1 protein-coding gene is annotated in these 1194 nt (G+C 42.0%); it reads right to left on the reverse strand.

The annotated features are described in order from the left end of the window. Positions 1-1170, reverse strand: a 1170-nt coding sequence (locus DB42_RS10435; protein ID WP_052436010.1) for a leucine-rich repeat domain-containing protein, incomplete at its 3' end; no start/stop codon positions are given. Positions 1171-1194: the final 24 nt, after the last annotated feature.

Consider the following 1194-nt stretch of genomic DNA (forward strand, 5'->3'; position numbering starts at 1 on the left):
AAGGGTGGTGAGCTGGTTGTTGTTTAAGCCAAGCGCTCGTAGCTGTGATAGATACCATATCTCTGTAGGAAGGGAGGTAAGTTTGTTGTTGCTTAAATTAAGCACTTGTAGCTGAGAGAGCTGCCCTATCTTTGTTGGAAGAGAGGTAAGCTGGTTGCTACTTAAATCAAGCGCTTGCAGCTGAGACAGCTGCCCTATATCTACCGGAAGTGCGGTGAGCCGGTTGCTGCTTAATCCAAGCACTTGCAGCTGAGACAGATGCCTTATCTCTACTGGAAGTGTGGTGAGTCGGTTGCTGCTTAAGCCAAGCTCTTGTAGCTGAGATAGCTGCCATATATCTACCGGAAGAGAGGTAAACTGGTTGTGATCTAAGCTAAGGCATTGCAGCTGCAAGAGTCGTCCTATCTCTGAAGGAAGGAAAGTAAGTTTGTTGTTGTTTAAGTCAAGCCGCCGTAGCTGAGAGAGCTGTCCTATCTCTGCCGGAAGGGAGGTAAGCTGGTTGATGCTTAAGATAATCTTTTGTAACTGCAATAGCTGCCCTATCTCTGCCGGAAGAGTGGTGAGCTGGTTGTCGCTTAAGTCCAGATCCCTCAGGTTTGATAATTGCCCTACCTCTGGAGGTAAAAAGGTTAAGCCAATTCCTTGTAAGTCTAGCTTCGTAAGTTTTTTGCCATGCCTTTTAATCCAATTACTAAAAAGCCCTCCTTTTTTTTCTAAAGGTAAGTACTTAATTGTTTCTCGATTTAAGTATTTCTCTCCACGGGGTAATTTTTTCCACATTAAGAGGCGATTAATATTTAATAGATAAGAGGAGTAATTAGCCAATGTGAAATATCTATTTTCCTTAAGTCCTTCTTTAAACTCTAAAGGTGAAAGCGAGCGGGCTAAAGTAAAGATTTGCCTAAAGATTGCATTTACCTTTGCTTTTTTAAAAAGCTCTTCTTCTAGCTTATAGATCCTATCTAAAGCAAGAACCTGCTCGTTAACAGCTCCTTGAGGAACATGCACTTTGCCTATTTGCTTATAAAGAGAAGGCATGACTTCATTAGCTAGGAGATGGTACCATCTTCCACACACGCTAAATAAGGAAGGGCTAGCGCAGGCCTTTAAAATAGGGGTTAGTATTTCATTAGGTAAATGTTCAATGGTGATAGAAGAACTAGGATTCATTATAGGGTCTCTTTAAGTGCCAGA

Source organism: Neochlamydia sp. EPS4, from assembly GCF_000813665.1.
Classification (GTDB): Bacteria; Chlamydiota; Chlamydiia; order Chlamydiales; family Parachlamydiaceae; genus Neochlamydia.